This is a genomic window from Pseudomonas sp. RIT288 (genome assembly GCF_000631985.1).
In the GTDB taxonomy this organism is placed as follows: Bacteria; Pseudomonadota; Gammaproteobacteria; order Pseudomonadales; family Pseudomonadaceae; genus Aquipseudomonas.
The window spans coordinates 131,815-148,012 of the sequence record NZ_JFYN01000034.1 but is presented as its reverse complement, the minus strand read 5'-3'; the positions used below and the strand labels follow the sequence as shown (position 1 = coordinate 148,012).

General features: G+C 61.0%; 17 protein-coding genes. 7 read left to right on the top strand and 10 right to left on the bottom strand.

The annotated features are described in order from the left end of the window. Positions 1–580: 580 nt before the first annotated feature. Together BW33_RS19490 and BW33_RS19485 are read left to right on the top strand one after the other, a co-directional pair. Entirely contained in the window at positions 581–1,345 is a 765-nt protein-coding gene (locus BW33_RS19490) for an SDR family oxidoreductase (protein WP_027613536.1), read from the top strand. Positions 1,346–1,544: 199 nt separating this feature from the next. Further along, positions 1,545–2,450, top strand: a complete 906-nt coding sequence (locus tag BW33_RS19485; RefSeq protein WP_047600665.1) for a cation diffusion facilitator family transporter — start codon at positions 1,545–1,547, stop codon at positions 2,448–2,450. Positions 2,451–2,584: 134 nt separating this feature from the next. Here BW33_RS19485 and BW33_RS19480 read toward each other — a convergent pair whose 3' ends face one another. The 7 genes from BW33_RS19480 to BW33_RS19450 all read right to left on the bottom strand — a co-directional run bounded on the left by BW33_RS19480 (position 2,585) and on the right by BW33_RS19450 (position 8,010). Then, positions 2,585–3,718 (bottom strand): AGE family epimerase/isomerase, encoded by a 1,134-nt coding sequence (locus BW33_RS19480; RefSeq protein WP_047600662.1) that lies wholly within the window; start codon positions 3,716–3,718, stop codon positions 2,585–2,587. 282 nt (positions 3,719–4,000) lie between these two features. Continuing rightward, positions 4,001–4,573, bottom strand: a complete 573-nt coding sequence (locus tag BW33_RS19475; protein WP_047600661.1) for a HupE/UreJ family protein — start codon at positions 4,571–4,573, stop codon at positions 4,001–4,003. 27 nt (positions 4,574–4,600) lie between these two features. Next, the gene (gene ureG / locus BW33_RS19470) at positions 4,601–5,215 is read right to left on the bottom strand and encodes an urease accessory protein UreG (RefSeq protein ID WP_047600658.1); all 615 of its coding nucleotides are present in this window, start codon (positions 5,213–5,215) and stop codon (positions 4,601–4,603) included. A 23-nt stretch (positions 5,216–5,238) separates the two neighbouring features. Next, positions 5,239–5,913, bottom strand: coding sequence for an urease accessory protein UreF (locus BW33_RS19465; protein WP_047600654.1), 675 nt, complete (start codon positions 5,911–5,913; stop codon positions 5,239–5,241). Continuing rightward, on the bottom strand, positions 5,910–6,410 hold the full coding sequence (ureE, locus tag BW33_RS19460; protein ID WP_047600652.1) for an urease accessory protein UreE: 501 nt from the start codon (positions 6,408–6,410) through the stop codon (positions 5,910–5,912). The genes BW33_RS19465 and ureE overlap by 4 nt, the downstream gene beginning before the upstream one ends. A 245-nt stretch (positions 6,411–6,655) precedes the next feature. Next, the gene (locus BW33_RS19455; protein WP_027613541.1) at positions 6,656–7,288 is read right to left on the bottom strand and encodes a TetR family transcriptional regulator; all 633 of its coding nucleotides are present in this window, start codon (positions 7,286–7,288) and stop codon (positions 6,656–6,658) included. 173 nt (positions 7,289–7,461) lie between these two features. Then, entirely contained in the window at positions 7,462–8,010 is a 549-nt protein-coding gene (locus BW33_RS19450) for a hypothetical protein (RefSeq protein ID WP_047600649.1), read from the bottom strand. A gap of 385 nt (positions 8,011–8,395) precedes the next feature. On the opposite strand from BW33_RS19450, the gene BW33_RS19445 reads away from it, so the two are divergent. Further along, positions 8,396–10,471 carry an AsmA family protein gene (locus BW33_RS19445; protein WP_047600647.1) on the top strand — a complete coding sequence of 692 codons (2,076 nt, stop codon included), beginning with the start codon at positions 8,396–8,398 and terminating at the stop codon, positions 10,469–10,471. 185 nt (positions 10,472–10,656) lie between these two features. Here BW33_RS19445 and BW33_RS19440 read toward each other — a convergent pair whose 3' ends face one another. After that, positions 10,657–11,187: a ferritin-like domain-containing protein gene (locus BW33_RS19440; RefSeq protein ID WP_047600645.1), complete on the bottom strand. Its 531-nt coding sequence runs from the start codon at positions 11,185–11,187 to the stop codon at positions 10,657–10,659. A 94-nt stretch (positions 11,188–11,281) separates the two neighbouring features. Continuing rightward, positions 11,282–12,238, bottom strand: a complete 957-nt coding sequence (locus BW33_RS19435; protein ID WP_177327509.1) for a LysR substrate-binding domain-containing protein — start codon at positions 12,236–12,238, stop codon at positions 11,282–11,284. A 109-nt stretch (positions 12,239–12,347) separates the two neighbouring features. Between BW33_RS19435 and BW33_RS19430 the strand changes: the two genes are divergently transcribed. From BW33_RS19430 to BW33_RS19420, 3 genes are all read left to right on the top strand, one after another. Next, a complete protein-coding gene (locus BW33_RS19430; RefSeq protein ID WP_047600641.1) occupies positions 12,348–12,986 on the top strand; it encodes an FMN-dependent NADH-azoreductase in 639 nt (212 codons plus the stop codon). Continuing rightward, a complete protein-coding gene (locus BW33_RS19425; protein WP_047600640.1) occupies positions 12,987–13,292 on the top strand; it encodes a DMT family transporter in 306 nt (101 codons plus the stop codon). Between the two features lie 91 nt (positions 13,293–13,383). Further along, positions 13,384–14,274 carry an esterase/lipase family protein gene (locus BW33_RS19420; RefSeq protein ID WP_047600637.1) on the top strand — a complete coding sequence of 297 codons (891 nt, stop codon included), beginning with the start codon at positions 13,384–13,386 and terminating at the stop codon, positions 14,272–14,274. A gap of 116 nt (positions 14,275–14,390) precedes the next feature. Here the strand turns inward: BW33_RS19420 and BW33_RS19415 are convergent, their stop codons facing one another. After that, positions 14,391–15,278: a DMT family transporter gene (locus BW33_RS19415; protein WP_047600636.1), complete on the bottom strand. Its 888-nt coding sequence runs from the start codon at positions 15,276–15,278 to the stop codon at positions 14,391–14,393. A 97-nt stretch (positions 15,279–15,375) separates the two neighbouring features. Between BW33_RS19415 and BW33_RS19410 the strand changes: the two genes are divergently transcribed. Beyond that, positions 15,376–16,155, top strand: coding sequence for an AraC family transcriptional regulator (locus BW33_RS19410; protein ID WP_047600634.1), 780 nt, complete (start codon positions 15,376–15,378; stop codon positions 16,153–16,155). Positions 16,156–16,198: the final 43 nt, after the last annotated feature.

The window sequence follows — 16,198 nt, the reverse complement described above, 5'->3', positions numbered from 1 at the left end:
GGCGGTTGATTTTTGATCAGGCGTTTTTGCGCGGGCTGAAGACGCTGTTGTCAATATTTTTCTAGGTTGCGCTGTAGTGACCATCCGATGTGAACAACCCTGTGGATAAGTCTGTGACTAAACTCTGGAAAGACCGCGCTGAGTGCCGTAATTACTGGCCTCGCGCAATCACTGCGCTGACCGGCCAGTCGTGCAAAATGCCATCTCCCGCACAACAGCTGCTTCAGGGTCAAGCAAAAAACTTTCTATTTTCCGCGCAAAGCCTTGTGTGGCGCGGCTTTGCGCGTTTGCACTTGCCCCCGGAAACTGTGGAAGGGACTGTGGATAACGTGCGTGCACATGGCTACAGGCCACGCTCCACATGGCGTAGCAGCCATTGATCAAATTTTGATCAGGAATGCGTTTGTGTAGGAGCTGCCAGAGGCTGCGATCTTTTGATCTTGCCCCTAAAAGTCAAAAGATCGCAGCCTGCGGCAGCTCCTGCTTGGGTTGATGTTGCTCGTCCGTGCCGGGCCGGGCATGCTGGCTGCTGATTTTCTATTCCAATGGCTGCGCTGGCGGCCGACGCAAGGAGAACACGATGTCCAACACCCTGTTTATTACCGGCGCAACCTCCGGTTTTGGTGAAGCCTGCGCCCGTCGTTTCGCCGAGGCTGGCTGGAAACTGGTGTTGACCGGCCGTCGTGCAGAACGTCTCGATGCACTGTGCGCCGAGTTGTCGAAGCAGACCGAAGTGCATGGCCTGGTGCTCGACGTGCGTGACCGCAAGGCGATGGAAGAGGCGATTGCCAATCTGCCGCCGTCGTTCGCCAAGCTGCGTGGCCTGATCAACAATGCCGGGCTGGCGCTCGGTGTCGATCCGGCCCCGAAATGCGACCTCGACGACTGGGACACCATGGTCGATACCAACGTCAAAGGTCTGATGTACAGCACCCGTCTGCTGCTGCCGCGTCTGATCGCACACGGTCGTGGCGCCGGCATCGTCAACCTTGGCTCCATCGCCGGTAACTATCCGTACCCCGGCAGCCACGTGTATGGCGCGACCAAGGCGTTCGTTAAGCAATTCTCGCTGAACCTGCGTTGCGACCTGCAGGGTACAGGTGTGCGCGTCAGCAACATCGAGCCAGGCCTGTGCGAAAGCGAATTTTCGCTGGTGCGTTTTGCCGGTGACCAGGAGCGTTACAACGCCACCTACGCCGGTGCCGAGCCGATCCAGCCGCAGGACATCGCCGAGACCATCTTCTGGGTACTGAATGCCCCGGCGCACATCAATATCAACAGCCTGGAGCTGATGCCGGTGAGCCAGACCTGGGCCGGGTTTGCCATCGAACGTAACAAGGCATAAGACCCTGTGGCGAGGGAGCTTGCTCCCGCTGGACTGCGCAGCAGGCCCGCTTTTTTGGAACTGAAGAGCGGGGGCGCTCCGCACCCCAGCGGGAGCAAGCTCCCTCGCCACAGAACCGGGCAAAATCGGCGATAAGGTAAACTCATCCCCCAATAACCCGACCGCACCCCGCGGTTCAAAGGTTTTTAGAGGAGGCTACGTGAGTAACCGAGGTGAGCAGTCGCTGCTCAAACAATCGACCATCCTGATGTTCGCGGTGTCGATTGCCGGGATCGTTACCGGTTTTGTTTCAGGTTCGCAATCCATCCTTTTTGATGGTTTTTTCTCGCTGATCGCAACGTTCATCAAAGTACTGATGCTGATCACTGCCAGGCTGATCGCCAAAGAAAGCAATCACCGCTTTCAGTTCGGTTTCTGGCATCTGGAGCCGATGGTGCTGCTGATCGAAGGCAGCTTCCTGCTGTTGATCGCCATCTATGCGTTTCTCAACGGTGTGTTCGGCATCATCAACGGTGGCCGCGACATCGAGCTGGGGCTGGTGATCATTTATGCAGCGGTGTTCACCGTCGTTGAATTCGCCTACTTCTTCTACGTGCGCCGGCGCAATCGCAAGCTCAAGTCCAGCCTGATCCAGTTCGACAACATCAGTTGGCTGGTGGACGCGATGCTCTCGGTGGGTCTGTTGATCAGTTTTCTCGCGGCGCTGCTGCTCAAGGCCCAGGGCTTCGACGAGTGGGCGAAATTTGTCGACCCGCTGATCCTGATCGTGCTGGCCCTGACCATGCTGCCGCCGGCGTTCAAGATCCTCGGCCCGGCGCTGCGTGATGTGCTGGGTATTGCCCCGGACAGCCTGGATGATCAGGTGCGCCAGGTAATGGAAGCCGCGAAGAGCGAGCATGGTTTCGACGACTACGTGACCTACGTGCAGAAGCACGGGCGGGCGCGGTTCATCGAGATTCATGTGGTGTTGCCGGCGGATTATGCGCTGAGCAATGTGGGTCAGCTGGACGCGTTGCGCGAGGAGATCTCGGCGCAGCTTGGCGAGCCGGATGCGGCACGCTGGTTGACCATCAGCTTTACGGGCGACAAGAAGTGGATTGCCTGATTCAGAGCGGGTGAATCTCCTGTGGCGAGCGAGCGAGCTTGCTCGTGCTGGGCTGCGAAGCGGCCCCAGATTTTTGTGAGTGCTGCGCACTCAAGCGGGAGCAAGCTCCCTCGCCACAGGATAAGTTCAGTCCGTCATTTCAGGTATTCAGCCAATCCGCTGTAGCACGTCGCCAAGTGATAGGGCGTCGTCGAAGGCATGTCCTTGCGGCTGACCTCTCCCAGCTCATCCCGGCACTCATGCCAACCGCCCGCATGCAGAAAACGCTGCTGCAGCGCCTGCAACTGGCGTAGCACAGTGGCTTCGCTGTCCGGGCGCAAGGTCAGGGCGCGCAGGTATTCCGCCTGAGCCCAGATCCGCTGAGTCGAATCTTTAGGGCGACCGTCCAGTTCCAGATCGAGCATCGCCCGCACTGCACCTGAAGGTTGTTCAACGCCGAATTGCTCGGTGAAAGTGAATGCCCGGTCCAGCGCTGCATGCAGTTTCGAGCCGCGCAGCAGGGCTGAAGACTCAAGCAGGAAATACCACTCGAACTGATGTCCCGGCTCGTACCAGTTATCCACAGCCCCCAGCGGTTTTTCCATCAACACCCCGTGTTGCGGGTCGACGAACTGCTTGTGCATGGCTGTGCATAACTCGATCAGAGCTTGCTGCGTAGACGCGTCTTCACGCACCGCCAACGTGGCGAGGAACGCTTCTGCCAAGTGCATCAGCGGGTTTTGCAGCGGACCGGTTTGCAGGGTGATCCAGTCGCGGTCCAGGCAGGCTTCGTACAAGCCATCGCCGGTGGCGAAGCGCCGGCCGATGACTTCCAGCGCGGCGTTCAGCGTGGATTCCACCAGCGGTTCGCGGGACTTGGCCCAGTAATGAGCGCAGGCGAACAGGATGAAGGCGTGGGTGTAGAGGTCTTTGCGCTGATCCAGCGGCTTGCCTTGCGCGTCGATGCTGTAGAACCAGCCGCCGTGCTCGGCATCATGGAAGTGCCGCTGCAGCGAGCGGAACAGTGCGGCGGCGCGCACCTCGGCGTTATCCACAACCCCGATCAGGCTGGAAAACAGGTACAGCTGCCGTGCGCAGGCCATCGCCCGATAGCGTTGCGGTGGCAAGGGTTGATGCGCCGCATCGAGTGCCTCGTAGGGCAGCGCCATGTCGGCGTTCCAGCCCGGGCCTTGCCAGAGCGGCACGATCACGTTCAGAAAGTGCTGTTGCACGTCGCTGAACAGGGCGGTCAATTCAGGCAGGGAGGTGGAGCGGCAAGCATGGGGCATTGGCGGACGTCGTCACGGCTGGGGCGATTGCGCGACATGGTAGCAGAGCGGCGGCCTGATGAGACGCGGTGTCTGTCAGTCCGCTATCGCCAGCAAGCCCGCTCCCATAATTGAATCGCTTACTTAACATGATTCTGTAGGAGCTGCCGCAAGCTGCGATCTTTTGACTTTGGCTGTTAAACGCCAGATCAAAAGATCGCAGCCTGCGGCAGCTCCTACAGGAGAACGCATCCCAGTGTGGGCGCGGGCTTGCTCGCGAAGGGGCCGCTCAGGTGATAGAGATCAGCCGGCCAGCAACCATGCGCCAGTCAGCGCCGAAGCAGCACCCGCCAGTCGCACCAGCGGCGCGGCAGCTTGAGGCAACAAACGCACCAGGCCATAACCCGCTGCATGCAGCGCCGCAGTCGCCGCGACGAAACCGGCGGCATACGCCCAGGGGCTGCTCATGTCCGGCAGCTCCAGGCCATGCGCCACGCCATGGAACAGCGCAAACAGTGCCGTTGCGGCCACCGCCATTACCAGCGGCGGACGCACCGCCAGCGCCACCGCCAGACCCAGCGCCAGTACCGAAGCAGCAATCCCGCTTTCCAGCGCCGGCAGCTCCAGCCCTTCAAACCCGAGCATGCCGCCGATCAGCATGGTGCCGACAAACGTGCATGGCAGCGCCCAGCGCGCCGCGCCTTGTTGCTGCGCCGCCCACAGGCCGACCGCGACCATCGCCAGCAAGTGGTCGAGGCCGCCGATCGGGTGGCTGATACCGGCGACCAGTCCACTGTCGCCGTGGCCCGGGTGGGCGAAGGCCAGGGCCGGGGTCAGCAGCAGCGCCACGGCGCCGAGAATGCGTTTGAGTGTCATGGAGAGGCTTCCTTGTTGGTCAATAAATCAGGCGGCGTTCAGCAGGCCTTGGCGCTCGATGAAGGCGATGATGTCTTCCAGGCCGTGGCCGGTTTTCTGGTTGCTGAAGACGAATGGCTTGCCGTTGCGCATGCGCTTGGTGTCGCTGTCCATCATCTCCAGCGAAGCACCGACCAGCGGCGCGAGGTCGATCTTGTTGATCACCAACAGATCTGACTTGCAGATCCCCGGGCCGCCCTTGCGCGGCAACTTGTCGCCGGCGGAGACGTCGATCACGTAGATAGTCAGATCCGACAGCTCCGGACTGAAGGTCGCCGACAGGTTGTCGCCGCCGGATTCCACCAGAATCAGGTCCAGCCCCGGAAAGCGCCGGTTCAGTTGATCGACCGCTTCGAGGTTGATTGAGGCGTCTTCACGGATTGCTGTGTGCGGACAGCCACCGGTTTCCACGCCGATGATCCGCTCCGGTGCCAGCGCTTCGTTGCGCACCAGAAAGTCGGCGTCTTCGCGGGTGTAGATGTCGTTGGTGACGACGGCCAGGTTGTAGCGGTCGCGCAGCGCCAGGCACAGGGCCAGAGTCAATGCAGTCTTGCCGGAACCGACCGGGCCGCCGATGCCGACGCGCAGGGGTTGTGTGTTCATGTGCTTCTCCAAGATGACAGGCCCTAAGAGCGAAACAGACGGCTGTACTGGCGCTCATGCGCCATGCACGCCAGGGACAGGCCGAATGCGGCGCTGCCGATGTGTTCGGGATTGATGCGGGTGGCGTCCTGCTGCGCCTGTTGCAGCAGCGGCAACAGTTCGCTGGTCAGGCGCTGGGCGGCTTGCTGGCCCAGCGGCAGGGTTTTCATCAGTACCGCGAGCTGGTTTTCCAGCCAGCTCCACAGCCACGCGGCGAGCGCGTCCTGCGGGTTGATGCCCCAGGCGCGGGCCGCCAGAGCCCAGCCGAGGGCCAAGTGCGGTTCTGCGCATCGCTCAAGAAAGCTGCGAGCCGCAGCGTCGAGTTCCGGCAAACCGTTGAGCAACTGCTGCAGCGAGTAACCCATCTGCCGGCTTTCCAGATGCAACTCGCGGGTCTCGCGGCTGGCGCGGTGGGTTTCGCAGAGGCGCAGCAACTCGGGCCAGTTTTCCTCGGCCGCGGCCTGACAATGAGCAAGCAGCAGCGGCGCCTCGAAACGCGCGAGGTTGAGCAGTAGTTGATCGCTGATCCAGCGGCGGGCGCTGTCCGGGTTGTTCACGCGGCCGTTATCCACCGCCATTTCCAGGCCTTGTGAATAGCTGTAGCCGCCAATCGGCAATTGCGGACTGGCCAGGCGCAACAGCGCCCAGGCCGGATTCACAGGCGTACGCCGAACTGATGGAGTTTGGGCGCGTAGTTGAAATCTTCGTCGCCATGCCGCGAATGGTGATGGCCGCCGCCGTAGGCACCGTGTTCCGGCTGGAACGGCGCTTCAATCGCCTCGACCTGGGCGCCGAGCTGTTCGAGCATCGCCTTGAGCACGTAATCGTCGAGCAGACGCAGCCAGCCATCGCCGACTTGCAAGGCGACGTGGCGGTTGCCCAGGTGATAAGCGGCGCGGGTCAGTTCGAAAGCATTGGCGCAGGTGACGTGCAGCAGTTGCTCGGGGCGGGCGCAGACGCGAACGATGCGGCCGTCTTCGGCCTGCAGGCATTCGCCGTCATATAACGGTGCCTGACCGCGCTCCAGAAACAACCCGACGTCTTCGCTATCGGCACTGAAACAGCGCAGGCGGCTCTTGCTCCGCGCTTCGAAGGTCAGGTGCAACTCGGCGGACCAGACAGGTTGAGGGTCGATTCTGCGATGAATCACCAGCATCGGAAAGCTTCCAGCAGTGGACTTGTAGGGAGGGCTAGAGCAAGGGGCTTGCCAACCGGACGAGATGTAGGAAATCCCTGTCGGAGCGTAGAGGATGTTTCAAGATGTTGCAGAATTATGGAAGGTTTTGGTGCATGAAGATTTTTACATGCACCAATTTGTGGCCCATGAAAAAGATCGCAGCCTTCGGCAGCTCCTACAGAGAATTGGTGTAGGAGCTGCCGAAGGCTGCGATCTTTTGATCTTTACTCGGTACTGCCCAGCCCTTGCCAGTGCTTGAGGCCGATAAAGATGAAGCGCAGTTGCTGAGTGATCTTTGCCTGCGGCGTCAGATGTTCCGGCAGGGCTTCGGCAGGCGGGTCGATGATGTCCGGCAGGGTGGCGAATACCGATTTGACGATCAGGTCAGCGATCACGCTCAGGCCGGCAGCATCCAGATGTTGCAGCTTGGGCATCAGCGTCAGGTCGGCCGCAAGGTCAGCGCTGATGTTTTCGCGCAGGCGGCCAATCGCCTGACGCACCGGTTGCGAACCGCCGTACTGCTCGCGGGCGAGAAACAGGAATTGCGAACGGTTGGCGCTGACCACGTCGAGGAAGATCCGCACCGACGCATCGATGATGCCGCCCATGACGAATTCATTGTGGCGGACCAGGCGGATGGTTTCGCGGAAGGTCTGGCCGACTTCACTGACCAGCACCAGACCGAGTTCGTCCATGTCGGCAAAATGCCGATAGAAACCGGTGGGCACGATGCCGGCGGTCTTGGTCACTTCGCGCAGGCTCAGGCTGCCGAATCCTCGGCCGCTTTCCATCAAATGGCGGGCAGCGTCCATCAGGGCGTTGCGGGTCTGTTGTTTCTGTTCGGCGCGGGGCAGCATCGCAAAGGTGTTTTCTTGAGCGGGACAAGCGCCGCACTCTAGCAAATCGGCTTCGCTGGCGTCGAACGGCAGGGGGAGAGTCAACGGGGAAATACGCTATTGCGATTGGCCGGGGCTGAAAAAGTCAAAAGCCCAATCGGCTGATTGGGCTTTTTTTCCGGGCCGCCATGGGCTTAGCTCAAAGCGCTGTTGCGTTCGATCACACGGTCACCACCGCCTTCTGCAACGGCTTGGCCCAGTGGGGTTTTATCGAAACCGTCTTCAGCAAGGGTCTGGCCCTGTGGAGTGCGGTCGCTGCCATCAGAAGCCAGAGTCTGACCTTGTGGAGTGCGGTCGCTGCCATCAGAAGCCAGAGTCTGGCCTTGTGGAGTGCGGTCGCTGCCATCGGAAGCCAGAGTCTGACCTTGTGGAGTCTTGTCATAGCCGTCCTGAACCAGACCTTTCTCTTCCAGGCGATCACGGCCGCCTTCTGCTACAGCTTGGCCTTGTGGCGTCTTGTCGTAGCCATCTTGTACCAGGCCTTTTTCTTCCAGACGATTACGGCCGTTTTCAGCCAGGGTCTGGCCTTGTGGAGTGCGGTCGCCGCCATCAGCAGCAACGGTCTGGCTGAACACCGAGTGGCTGGATTTCACTTGTGGGGTAGCCTGTTCGGCAGCGGGCAGGGCGAAAGCAGTGCTGGCTAGCATCGACAGGGTAAGGCTGAGCAGTAATTGGCGTTTCATGATGAGTTGCTCCTTGGGAGGGCGATAAAGTGGGTACGAAGCCAATGCTACTCTCGATAAGTCGATATAAAAGTTCATAAACGCAATGGTAATAATCAACAGAATTGATTGTTCTGCCGAGGCGCTCTAGCTCGGGCGTTTGCGGGCGGTGGTTTTGCACCGCAGTGGGTATTTTCGACTCACTCGCGCCTCGCAAATGTGCGGGCAGCGGTAACGCTGTTCGACCAATCGGTCAGCATTCGGGCGATTTTTTGCCGCGGAATCTATATTCCGATTAAACCTGCGCACTGTTTGCCAGTCGTAGATTTCATGAGGGCCGCTTTGGCCCGCCGTTTCAGCTGTGCGTCGCGAAATCGGCGTGCGGTCGTCATCAGGAGTTTTGTGCATGACGCGCACCGGAAAAATCTTCAGTTGGACCTTCGCCACCCTCTTACTGCTGCTGGCGGTACTGGTTCTGATCATCGTGTTCTTCGATTGGAACCGGATCAAACCGCCGCTCAACGCCAAAGTCTCGGAAGAACTGCATCGACCGTTCGCCATCAATGGCAACCTCGCGGTGATCTGGCAGCGCGAGCCGGAGGAGGGCGGCTGGCGGGCCTGGGTGCCGTGGCCGCACGTGGTGGCTGAAGACCTGACGCTGGGCAACCCGGACTGGTCGAAGCAGCCGCAGATGGTCACGCTCAAACGCGTGGAACTGCGCATCTCGCCGCTGGCACTGCTGGCGCAACGGGTGACCATCCCGCGCATCGACCTGACCGAACCCAATGCGCAACTGCAACGCCTGGCCGATGGTCGCGCCAACTGGACCTTCAAGTTCGACCCGAAAGACCCGAATGCCGAACCGTCGAACTGGGTGGTGGACATCGGTGCGATTGGCTTCGACAAGGGCCACGTCACGCTTGACGATCAGACGCTGAAGACCAATCTCGACGTGGTGATCGATCCGCTGGGCAAACCGATTCCGTTCAGCGATATCGTTGGCGCCAAAGCCGCGAAGACCGCGCAGGACAAAGGCGCTGCGCCGCAGGACTATGCGTTCGCGCTGAAGGTCAAAGGCCAATACCACGGCCAGAGCCTCACCGGCCAGGGCAAGATCGGCGGGCTGCTGGCGTTGCAGGATGCGAACAAACCGTTCCCGCTGCAGGCTCAGGCGAAGATCGGCGCCACCAGCATCGAACTCGCCGGCACCTTGACCGACCCGATGAACCTCGGCGCCCTCGATCTGCGTCTGAAACTGGCCGGTGCCAGCCTCGGTAACCTCTATCCACTGACGGGCGTGACCCTGCCGGATACGCCGCCGTATTCCACCGACGGTCACTTGATCGCCAAATTGCATGACGCCGCAGGCGCAAAATTCACCTATGAGCAGTTCAACGGCAAGATCGGCGGCAGTGACATTCACGGCGATCTGACCTATGTCGCCAGCCAGCCACGGCCCAAGCTCAGCGGCGCGTTGCTGTCCAATCAATTGCTGTTCGCCGACCTCGCGCCACTGATCGGCGCCGATTCCAATGACAAGCAGAAGGCCCGCGGCGGCGAGAGCAAGCAGCCGACTGACAAAGTGCTGCCGGTGGAAGAATTCAAGACCGACCGCTGGCGCGCGATGGATGCCGACGTCGAGTTCACCGGCAAGCGCATCGTCCACAGCGAAAAACTGCCGTTCACCGACCTTTATACCCACCTGAAACTCAACGACGGCGAACTCAGCCTCGAACCGCTGCGCTTCGGCGTGGCCGGCGGCAATCTGGATGCGCAGATCCGCCTCAACGGTCGCACCGAACCTATGGAAGGCCGCGCCAAGCTGACCGCGCGCGGGTTCAAGCTCAAGCAGTTGTTCCCGACCTTCGAACCGATGAAAACCAGTTTTGGTGAGCTCAATGGCGACGCTGATATCAGCGGTCGCGGCAACTCGGTGGCCAAGCTGCTCGGCGGCGCCAATGGCCAGTTGAAGATGCTGATCAACGACGGTGCGATCAGCCGTGAGCTGATGGAGCTGGCAGGGCTCAACGTCGGCAACTATGTGATCGGCAAGATCTTTGGCGACAAGGAAGTGAAGATCAACTGTGCAGCGGCGGACTTTGACATCAAGACTGGTCTGGCAACCACGCGGCTGTTTGTGTTCGATACCGAGAACGCGATCATCTATATCGACGGCACGGCGAACATGGCCACCGAGCAACTGGACCTGACGGTGACGCCGGAGTCCAAGGGCTGGCGTTTGATTTCGCTGCGTTCACCGCTGTACGTGCGCGGCAAGTTCATCAAGCCGGACGCCGGGGTCAAGGCCGTGCCGTTGATGCTGCGCGGAGCGGGGATGGTCGCGCTGGGCGTAATTGCTGCACCGGCGGCGGGGCTGCTGGCGCTGGTGGCGCCGAGTGGCGGGGAACCGAACCAGTGTGCGCCGCTGCTTGAGCAGATGAAGGCGGGCAAGGCGCCAGTGACCGTCAAGCCGACCAAGTAAAGGCAAAAGCAAAAGATCGCAGCCTGCGGCAGCGCCTACAGGAAAATGCAATCCTCTGCAGGCGCTGCCGCAGGCTGCGATCTTTTGGCATCTGTTGCGACCCCTTCGCGAGCAGCCTCGCTCTCACATTTGAAATGGATTCCTGTGTGGGAGCGAGCCTGCTCGCGAAGGCGGTTTTGAAGGGCTTACAGGTCTTTCAGAATGTCGGCCATGTCATCCGCATGCTCTTCTTCCTGCGCGAGGATGTCTTCGAAGATGCGGCGGGTGGTCGGGTCTTTCTCGCCGATGTACTGGATGATCTCGCGGTAGCTGTCGATGGCGATCCGTTCGGCCACCAAGTCTTCGTAGACCATTTCCTTCAAGGTGTTCCCGGCCACATATTGGGCGTGAGACATTTTCGACAGCAGGTCCGGGTTGAACTCCGGCTCGCCGCCCAGTTGCACAATGCGCTCGGCCAGACGGTCGGCGTGTTGCGCTTCCTGGGTCGCGTGTTCGAGGAATTCGTCGGCGGCCACGTTGGCTTTCAGACCGTTGGCCATGAAGTAGTGACGCTTGTAGCGCAGCACGCAGACCAGTTCAGTGGCCAGCGATTCGTTGAGCAAGCGCAGCACCTCTTCACGGTTGGCGCTGTAGCTCTCGGTTACCGCGCCGTTTTCGACGTGTTGCCGTGCGCGTTCGCGCAGGGTTTGAACATCAGACAAATGCAGGTCGCTCATTTCAGTCTCCTGGAGGCTAATCCGATTGGCGCCACGTTCTGCGGACGTGATCGCTTACCCAGGTTGTGAGTCCTGAGCGACGCAAAAAGTTTTATCAGATTTCCACCGTCCCCCCTGTAGGCGCTGCCGAAGGCTGCGATCTTGGCGTCAGTCCGGACAACACGGCCTCCTCCTGTAACCAGGCAAAAAATGCACGCACCGGCGGATGCCGTTCCCGTCCCGGCACACACAACGCGCTGTACCCGGCACCATTGACCTGCACCTGCCCCTTGTATGGCACCAGCAACCCACTGGCGATGCTCTGCGAGACCAGAACATTGCTCGCCAGCACCAGGCCTTGTCCGGCAATCGCTGCTTGCAGGGCGTAGTGCTCTTCGTCGTATTCGCGAATCGCCGGATGCTGGTTCAGCCACCGTTCACCGGAGCGGGCACACCACGCTTGCCAGCCGTGGGCATACAGCTTCGAGTTGTGCCAACGCACGCTGATCAGCGCCGGTGTGCGCCGGGCGGCCAGCGCCACCTGTTCCGGCGATCCGTACACGCCGAAGGACTCATCGAACAGGCACACGCCGTAAAGATTGGGGTAATCGTCGAGGCTGTAGCGCAGCACCAGATCGACGCTGGCGTCTTGATGCAGGTCGATGACTTCGCAGTGGGTGTCGAGGCGCACATTGATGTTCGGGTGTTGCGCATAAAACCTTCCGAGGCGCGGCACCAGCCACAGCGCGGCAAACGCGGCGGTGGTCGACAGTGTCAGGCTGCTGCCACTGCGCTGCGGACGCAGGGTGTCGACGCTTTGCGCGACTTCCAGCAGCGCGCCGTGCAGGCTGCGAAACAACCGCTCGCCACCTTCGGTCAGGCGTACCTGACGTGGCAAACGTTCGAACAGCGCCACGCCGAGCCAGTCTTCCAGCGCGCGAATCTGATGAGAAATCGCCGTCGGCGTGACCGACAACTCTTCGGCGGCAGCCTTGAAACTCAGTAGCCGCGAAGCGGATTCGAAGGCGCGCAGGGCGGTCAGCGGCAACGAGGCGAACATTGAATACTCCATGGATGAAATGGATTCATCCCGACTGATTTTTGCTCAGTTGAATGGACGCAGCGATGAGCTTCAAGCTGCAAGCCACAAGCCGTTTGATTCTAGTCCGGAGGAAATACAGATGAGCAAAATTCTTGCGATTCATGCCAGCCCACGGGGTGAGCGTTCGCATTCACGGCGCCTCGCGGAAATCTTTCTCAGCGCCTGGCAATTGCGCCATCCGCAGGCGCAGGTCACCCGTCGTGAAGTCGGGCGCGCACTGATCCCGCCAGTCAACGAAGCCTTTGTTGCCGCTGCGTTTCACCCTGAACCCGAAGCACGGCCGCTGTCGATGCAGGCCGATCTGGCGCTCAGCGATCAACTGGTCGGCGAGTTGTTCGAGCATGACCTGCTGCTGATTTCCACGCCGATGTACAACTTCAGCGTACCCAGCGGCCTCAAGGCCTGGGTCGATCAGATCGTACGTTTGGGCCTCACGTTCGACCACACCCTGGACAATGGTGTGGCCCAGTACACGCCGCTGTTGCAAGGCAAGAAAGCGCTGATCGTCACCAGTCGTGGCGGTTTCGGCTTCGGCCCGGGTGGTGAGCTGGAAGCCCTCAACCACGCCGATCCATGGCTGCGTACGGCGCTGGGTTTCGTCGGCATCAACGACGTCAGCGTGGTCGCGGCCGAGGGCGAAGAGTCGGCCGAGCGCACCTTCGCGGTGTCAGTGGCCGAGGCCGAGCAGCGTTTGCTCGATCTCGCCCGGAGGTTCTAGGTGGCCTGGCTGTTCCTGCTGATCGCCGCCGGCTTCGAGGTGACTTTCGCCATGGGCATGAAGTACGCCGAAGGCTTCACCCGCTTGTGGCCGTCGTTGATCACGGTGGCGGCGGCGATTGGCGGGATCTACTTCCTGACGTTGGCCATGCGCGAGTTGCCGGTGAGCATCGCCTATCCGATCTGGACGGCGATCGGCTCGCTGGGCACGGTGTTTCTCGGTTTTGCCCTGCTCGGCGAGAGCCTGACCCTGGTCAAACTGCTGTCGGTGGGGCTGATTGTGGCGGGGGTGGTGGGCCTGAAGTAGGCTGATGGTGCAGTTGTCATCATCAGGGAGGAGGCTTGGCGGGCGTTTTGCACGTCTGGCATCCACTCAGCGACCACAAGGATGTTTGCCCATGTCACAAAGTTCGGCGACACGTTATCCACTGGTACTGGTGCCGGGCATGCTCGGATTTATCCGGCTGCTGCTGTATCCGTACTGGTACGGGATCATCAAGGCGTTGCGCCGTGGCGGGTCGACGGTGATTGCGGTGCAGGTGTCGCCGCTCAATTCCACCGAGGTGCGTGGCGAGCAGTTGCTGGCGCGCATCGACGAGATTCTGCGCGAGACCGGCGCCGCCAGGGTCAATCTGTTCGGCCACAGCCAGGGTTCGTTGACCGCACGTTATGCCGCTGCAAAACGGCCGGATCTGGTCGCCTCGGTAACCTCCGTGGCCGGGCCCAATCACGGCTCGGAACTGGCCGACTATCTACAGAAACACTACCCGGCGAACAGCGCCAAGGGCCGCGTACTTGAGGTGCTGTTGCGTTTTGTCGGCTGGTTGATGGCGCTGCTGGAAACCGGTTACCACGGGCCGAAACTGCCGGTGGATATCCATGCTTCGCATCAATCGCTGACCCGTGAAGGGGTGGCGCTGTTTAATCAGCGTTATCCACAGGGCCTGCCCGAAACCTGGGGCGGAGAGGGGCCGGAAGAGGTCAATGGCGTGCGGTATTACTCGTGGTCAGGGACGTTGCAACCGGGCAAAACGGATCGCGGCGGCAACCTGTTCGACGGCACTAACCGCAGCTGCCGCTTGTTCGCGAAAACCTTCGTGCGTGAGCCGGGGCAGTGTGACGGGATGGTCGGACGCTACAGCTCGCACCTCGGCACGGTGATTGGCGACGACTATCCGCTGGATCACTTCGATATCGTCAACCAGTCGCTGGGGCTGGTGGGCAAAGGGGCGGATCCGGTGCGGTTGTTTGTCGAGCATGCGGCGCGGCTCAAGGCAGCTGGGGTTTAACCTGCTTTTGTGGCGAGGGAGCTTGCTCCCGCTGGACTGCGCAGCAGGCCCCGGCTTTTACAAAAGGGGCCGCTTCGCGCCCCAGCGGGAGCAAGCTCCCTCGCCACAGGAATTTGTCAGGCAACGCTGAGTTTGCGGCCTAGAACGGTGGTCCAGCGTTCGGAAAGAATCACCCCACCCAACGTCAACACCCCGCCCACCAGGTGATACATCGCCAACTGCTCCTTCAACACGACCGCCGCAATCAGCGCGGTAATCAACGGCAGCAGGTTAAAGAACAAGGTCGTGCGACTCGGCCCCAGGCGCTGCACCGCCTGCATCCACGCCAGCGGCGCGAGCATCGAGGCCAGCAGGCATGCATACAGCACCAGCGGAATGTTCTGCGCGGTGAAACCGGTTTTCGGCGAGGCGGCGTACAGCGGAAACAGCACCACAATCGCCACCAGCACCTGCAGATACAGCAACACCAGCGGCGGCAGGCGCAGCTGCCATTTTTTCAGCAGGGTGCTGTAGATCGCGTAGGCCAGTGTGGCGATCAGCATCATCGCATCGCCCAGGTTCACCCCGTGTTGCAGCAAGGCGCCGAGGCTGCCGGACGACACCACCACCAGCACACCGGCGAACGACAGTATCGCGCCGAACAAGGCGCCGGCGGTCAGGCGCTGGCCGAGGCTGATGATGGCCATGGCCAGCGACATCAGCGGCATCAGCGACAGAATGATGCCCATGTTGGTCGCCGTGGTCAGGGTCGCGGCGAAGTAGGCCAGGCTTTGATAGACCGCCATGCCCAGCACGCCGAGGATGAAGATCTTACCCAGGTTCGGGCGGATCTGCGGCCAGTGGGCGATCACCGCTTTGAGCATGAACGGCGTGAACAACAGGCCGGCGAGCAGCCAGCGATAGAAACCGATCTCGGCGGGGAAGATCGCCCCGACCGCCAGTTTGTTGATCACGGTATTGCCGGCCCAAATGAAAATCGCCAGCAGGGGAAACGCGTATTGCATGGGGTTAAAACCAGAACGTTGATGAACGCTGATTATCCCCTGTCTGGATGCAGCCCTATACTGCGAACCGGACAACCTGCCTCTGCAACCGGACAGCATGAACAGCAAACACATCGATCTGCTGGATTTCAGCGAACTGCCGTCAGCGGTGTACTTCCGCTACGCCGACTTCAGCGCCCATGAATACGCCGCGCCGCACCGGCATCCGTGGGGCACGCTGGAGTACGCGGCTCACGGCGTGCTGCACATGGACGTCGACGGCAGCCGCTTCATGTCGCCGCCGCAATATGCGGTGTGGGTGCCGCCGCAAGTCGAGCACAGTTTCTACAGCCATCAACCGGTCAACTATCGCGCGGTGTGCCTTGATCCGAAGGTCTGCGCCGATCTGCCGGCGCGGGCCTGCACCCTGGCGATCAGCGACATCCTCAAGGCGATTCTCAGGGACTTCGCCGCCCGCGACGTGAAGATCCCCGAGCTGGATGCCGATCAGCGTCTGGCCCAGGTGCTGGTCGATCAACTGCGACAGGCGCCGGTGCATGAGTGCTATCTGCCGTATGCGAGCAACCCCGGGTTGCTGGCGATCCTCGACGCGTTGCAGGCTGATCCGGGGAATAACCAGCCGCTCGCGCATTGGGCGGCGCAGGTGCACGTCAGCGAGCGGACGCTGGCCCGCCAGTTCGTGCGCGAACTGGGGATGAGTTTCGGCGAATGGCGTCAGCGCCTGCGTTATCTGGCCGCCATCGAGGCGCTGGAAAGCACGAAGAGCGTGCAGGAAATCGCTTTCGATCTGGGTTACAGCGGTGCCTCGGCCTTCATCGCCATGTTTGCCCGGCAGGCCGGGTGTACGCCCGAACAATACCGACGTAGCCACCTGTAAGGCAGGAAGGTGTAACAAGATTTGGCTACACTTCAGCGGAGGT